3 protein-coding genes are annotated in these 3,962 nt (G+C 74.9%); all 3 read right to left on the bottom strand.

All coding sequences use genetic code 11. The annotated features are described in order from the left end of the window. The coding region (locus ALA01S_RS30310; protein ID WP_066343394.1) for a hypothetical protein at positions 1-788 on the bottom strand (788 nt) is incomplete at its 3' end. Further along, positions 788-1,951, bottom strand: coding sequence for an electron transfer flavoprotein subunit alpha/FixB family protein (locus ALA01S_RS30305; RefSeq protein ID WP_066343385.1), 1,164 nt, complete (start codon positions 1,949-1,951; stop codon positions 788-790). The genes ALA01S_RS30305 and ALA01S_RS30310, both read right to left, overlap by 1 nt. Continuing rightward, on the bottom strand, positions 1,948-3,918 hold the full coding sequence (locus tag ALA01S_RS30300; protein WP_084268099.1) for a DUF3483 domain-containing protein: 1,971 nt from the start codon (positions 3,916-3,918) through the stop codon (positions 1,948-1,950). The genes ALA01S_RS30305 and ALA01S_RS30300 overlap by 4 nt, the downstream gene beginning before the upstream one ends. Positions 3,919-3,962 lie beyond the last annotated feature (44 nt).

The following is a 3,962-nucleotide window of genomic DNA, read 5'->3' as shown; positions in this document are numbered from 1 at the left end:
TTGCGCAAGTGGTCCAGCAGGGCTTGCGCCTTCTCCATGGCCGAGCCGTCGCGGATGACGGCGCCGCTCTTCTTGCCCGTGTCCGCCGTGCCCGTGGCCTTGGCCATGCGCGCGGCACCGCTCTCGTTGGAGACGGGTGCCAATGCGCGGCGCTGCTTGCGCGCGGGCTCGAAGTGCCATTCGGGGTGGGCCGAAGCCGCGCCGGCCGGCGTGGGGACGTTGCGGTCCAGCACCTTGCCCTCCTGCGCCGCCACCCAGGCATGGCGCAGCGGCAAGTCCTCGCGCTGGGGCAGGCGCGCGCTGGTCACGAGCACGGCGGCGGTGCCGGGCTCCAGTTTCCAGGAGCGCCGGGCACCCCGCGGCAGCGCCTGCACCACGCGCCAGCCGCCGTCGGGCTCCTCCTGTAAATCGATGACTTCGCTGATCAGCGGGCGCTGCAGCCGCTGCGCCAGCGCGTAGGGCAGCAGCCCGCTGGCCAGGCCCGCTTCGCCCTTGGCGCCCGCGATCACCAGCGTGCGCTCGCGGCAGGCGGCGGCCAGCACGGCCACGGTGCCCTCCAGGCTGTCGTCGGCGGCCAGCAGCCGCGTGAGGCTGCTCACGCCCTGGGCCAGGTAGTCGCGCGCCACGCCGGCAGGCATGTGGCCCACGGTGCACAGTGACGGTTCGCGGCCCGTGCCCAGCGCCTTTTGCGCCAGGGCGACGCCCGCGGCGTCGGCGCGGCTGCGCGTGGCGCGGCCGCTGGTGGGGTCCACGCGCACGCTCACGAGAACGGTGACGGAAGCGGTCATCACGCCATCTCCAGGCTCTTGGATGAGGAAGCGGCCTTGTCGCCGGCCGCATGGGACGCGCGCCCGCCGCGCACCAGGGTGAGCAGCGCGCGCATGAGGGCCTGCACGTCCTCGGCCACGGTGAGCTCCGAGCGCTGCGCGATGGGCGAGGACACGTCGGTGTTCACGGCCAGCACGTGCCGGCACTCGCGTATGCCCTGCAGGTGCTGCACCGCGCCGGAGATGCCCATGGCCAGGTAGCCGCGGGCCTGCACGGTCTTGCCGGTGGCGCCGATCTGCTGGCTGCGCGGGAAGCGCCCGTCGTCCACCGCCACGCGCGAGGCGCCCACGGCGGCGCCCAGCGCCTCGGCCAGCTCGTGGAACAGCTTCACGTCGGTGACGCCGTTGCCCGCGGCCATGATGAAGTCGGCCTCTTCCAGCGCCACTTGCTGCGCCTTGCCCGCGACCACACCCAGGTCCTTGAGGCCCAGGGCGCGGCGTGCGGCCGGCGCCTCCAGCGTGACGCGCTCGCCCAGGCCCAGGAAGGGCAGCTCGGTGCGCGCCACCTGGCGGCCGATGAGCAGCAGTTGCAGCGCGTCCATGGCGGCGGTGGCGTCGCCGGCGGCGCGGCTGACGCCGCCCTGGTCCCGCACGCGGGCGCGGCCCTCGGCAATCTCCACCACCCCGGCGGCGGTGCGCAGGCCGCGGGCCACGGCCAGGCGGCGGCCCACGTCGCCGTCGTCGCCGCGGTCCGGCGCCAGCACCAGGCGCGGCTGCAGCCTCTGCCAGCGCTGGCCCACGGCCTCGGCCAGCGCATCGGCCGTGGTGCTCGCTGCCAGGGGCAGCAGCTCCAGCCGGTCCAGGCCCAGCGCGGCGGCATCGAGCTGCAGCGCATCCGGCTCGGCACAGGGTGCGAGCACCACCACGGCCTCGTCCGCCTGGGCCAGCAGCGCCGCGGCGGCGATGGCCTCGCGGGCGTGCTCATCAAAACTGCCGCAGTCCGGGTGGGCGATGACGAGCACGCAGCCCTTGGCGGCCTGCGCCAGGCGCGGGCGGCGCACGCTGGCGTGGGCGCCGGCGCCCACGCGCAGGTCGCGCTCGCCCTCGGTGCCGCCCAGCACGATGCGGCGCAGCCCCTGGGCGGTGATGAGCGCCGGGCGGCGCGGATCGACACGTCGGATCATTGCTTCATCTCCACGGCGCGGGCCACCAGCTCGGCCACGTCCAGCACTTCGGGCCGCTTGCCCACCACGCCTTCGAGCATGGCGGTGCACTGCGGGCAGGCCACCGCGACGATGTCGGCGCCGGTGGCGCGCGCGTCGTCCATGCGGATGTCGGGAATGCGGCGCTTGCCCGGGATGTCGGTGGTGGGCGCCCCGCCCCCACCGCCACAGCAGCGGGCGTTGAGGCCGCAACGCTCCATCTCCACGACCTTGATGCCGATGGCCTTGAGCGCGCGGCGCGGCGCCTCGACCTGCCCGTTGTAGCGGCCCAGGTAGCACGGGTCGTGCAGCGTGACGCTGGGCGGCTGGGTGCCGTCGGAGGCCTTGGGTTTCAACACGCGGCGCTCCAGCAGGTCGGCCAGCAGCTCGGTGTGGTGCCACACGCGCACCTGGCCGGAGGCCAGGCGCTGCGCCCAGGCGGCGTCGAGCACCGGGTACTCGTTGCGCAGGGCATGCAGCAGGTGCGGGTCGGCCGTCACGAGGTTGGCGGCCGGGTGCGCGGTGAGCGTGTCCATGAGCTGGCGCGCCAGGCGCTGGTAGCCGGCCTCGTCGCCCAGGCGGCGGGCGACGTCGCCGCAGTCGGTCTCGGCCGCACCCAGCACGGCGGGGACGATGCTGCCGGCCTTCATGGACTGCACCAGCGCGCGCAGCGTCTTCTGGCCGCGCATGTCGAAGCCCGCCTCGCCGGCCAGCAGCAGCCAGTCCGCGCGCTGGCCCTTGCCCACCACGGGCAGGCCCAGGTCGGCGGCCCAGTGGTAGCGGGCCGACAGCGGGTAGCGGCCCTGCGTGTCGGTCTCGCGCAGCGCGGACAGCACCTCGGAGCCCTTGTTGGGCACCGTGCCGCCCACGAGCGTGAGGCTGCGGCGCAGGTCCACCACCAGGTCCACGTGCTCGATCAGCATCGGGCAGGCCTGCACGCAGGCGCGGCAGGTGGTGCAGCTCCACAGCGTCTCGGCGTCGATCAGGCCCGGCACCACGGGCTGGTTGGGCGCGCCGGCGTGGCGGCCCACGTCCTTGCCCGGGTACGGGTTGCCGTGGTAGCGGGCGTCGCTGCCGCCGGCCATGCCGGTGACGAGGTCCTGGATCAACTTCTTGGGGTTCAGGGGCTGGCCCGCGGCGTAGGCCGGGCAGGCCGCCTCGCACTTGCCGCACTGCACGCAGGCGTCGAAGGACAGCAGGCGGTTCCAGGGCAGGTCCGCGGGCTTGGTGGCGCCGGGCAGGTCGCTGCCGAGCTTCACCGGCTTCAAGGCGCTGGCCTGGCGCTGCGCGGTGGGGCCGACGCCCTGCTCCTTGAAACGCTCGGGGCGCGGGTGCAGGCCCAGGTGCAGCAGCCCGGCGATGGCGTGCTTCATGGGGCCGGCCAGGCCCACGCCCAGGGCCAGCTCGGCCGCGCCGGCGCCCAGGGCCAGCACGCACAGCGCGGCCCACCAGGGGGCGATCTGGTCGTACCACAGTGCGCCCACGGCCAGGGCGGCCAGGCCGGCGGCACCGGCGCCCAGCGTCCAGGGCAGGCGGTTCCAGGGGCCGCGCGAGACACGCGCGGCCACGGCGGGCTGGCGGCGGCGTTGGGCCATCATCACGGCGCCGGCGAGCATCACCAGCGCACAGGCCACCAGCGCGGCGTCGAGCACGGCCCAGCGCAGGCGCAGGCCGTCGTTGAGGGCCACCAGCGCCATGCAGGCGATGGCCCCGCCGGCCACGGCCACGTGGGCGCGCGCCACCGCGGGCTCGCGGGCCACGACGTGGTGCAGGTCCACGAAGTAGCGTTTGGGGATGGCGAACAGCCCGCTCCACGCCACGCTGGCGCTGCGGCCTGTGCGCCACAGCGCCGCGCGCCGGGCCGTGCCCAGGGCCAGCGCGGCCACGGCCAGCCAGAACACGGCGGTGATGGCGTCCCGCCAGACAAAGGGAGACAGCAGGGTATCCATGCTTATTCCTGTTTCCGATAGCTGCTCAAGCAAGCTTCGTCATG

The sequence above is a fragment of the Azohydromonas lata NBRC 102462 genome, from assembly GCF_001571085.1.
Lineage (GTDB): Bacteria > Pseudomonadota > Gammaproteobacteria > Burkholderiales > Burkholderiaceae_C > Azohydromonas > Azohydromonas lata.
This window is presented reverse-complemented; position numbering and strand designations above follow the sequence as displayed.

Bases quoted from the DNA above. Each gene is read 5' to 3' on its own strand.
- ALA01S_RS30305 (WP_066343385.1), bottom strand. From the start codon at position 1,951: ATGATCCGACGTGTCGATCCGCGCCGCCCGGCGCTCATCACCGCCCAG.
- ALA01S_RS30300 (WP_084268099.1), bottom strand. From the start codon at position 3,918: ATGGATACCCTGCTGTCTCCCTTTGTCTGGCGGGACGCCATCACCGCC.